The following is a 709-nucleotide window of genomic DNA, read 5'->3' on the forward strand; positions in this document are numbered from 1 at the left end:
CCGTTGTGGCGATGCGGCATAACCCCAGCATTCGGCGCCAATATCAACGGCTGTGTGCTGCAGGCAAACGAAAGATGTCAGCGCTGGGCGCGGCCATGAGAAAACTGGTGCACATCGCTTACGGCGTGCTGGCGCACCAGAAAGAATATGAACCACAGCCCGTTTGAGAGGGGTTGTGGTTCATTGGGAGAGACGGTATCTACAAACCACAAAACACACCATCCACTCGTAGGTCGTGTTTACCCAAGGGCACAGAGAGGTCGAAGGCCGTAACCCGACATAGGCCTGAGACTCAGCCGCTCGTTTGAGCAGACACCAGCACGCCACCAGCAACCCCAGAAACCCAGCCAGACCACGGGGGTCCCGCAGCATGGATTGGCTCAGCCCGAACCCCATAAACGCCACCACAACCAGGGCACCAGACAACGCAAAGGCCTGCACTTCACGGTTACGCGCTTTGACGCCCCGGTACCAATAACGACAGAACAACCCCAAAGGCAATAGATACAAAGCAAGCAGCGACACCAACCCAACCACACCCCGCCGAGCGAAGGTATCCACAGTATCGCTGTGCAACTGATCATACCGGCTAACACCCCGATTAAAGCGCCCTTCGGCCACCCACAGGTCCCGTTGGGACTCGAGCTTACCCTCGCCCCACCCCAACAACGGCTTGTGCTGGATCAGGAGCCAACCGGCCCGCCACATC

The 709-nt window shown here is 58.4% G+C and carries 2 pseudogenes; one reads left to right on the forward strand and one right to left on the reverse strand.

Features of this window, described 5'->3' with window-relative positions:
* Window positions 1-167 (forward strand): annotated as a pseudogene (locus A3754_RS00290) (IS110 family transposase); the annotation flags it as partial.
* Between the two features lie 13 nt (window positions 168-180).
* Here the strand turns inward: A3754_RS00290 and A3754_RS00295 are convergent.
* Window positions 181-709, reverse strand: a pseudogene (locus A3754_RS00295) (O-antigen ligase family protein); the annotation flags it as partial.

This window comes from Alcanivorax sp. HI0083 (assembly GCF_001635175.1).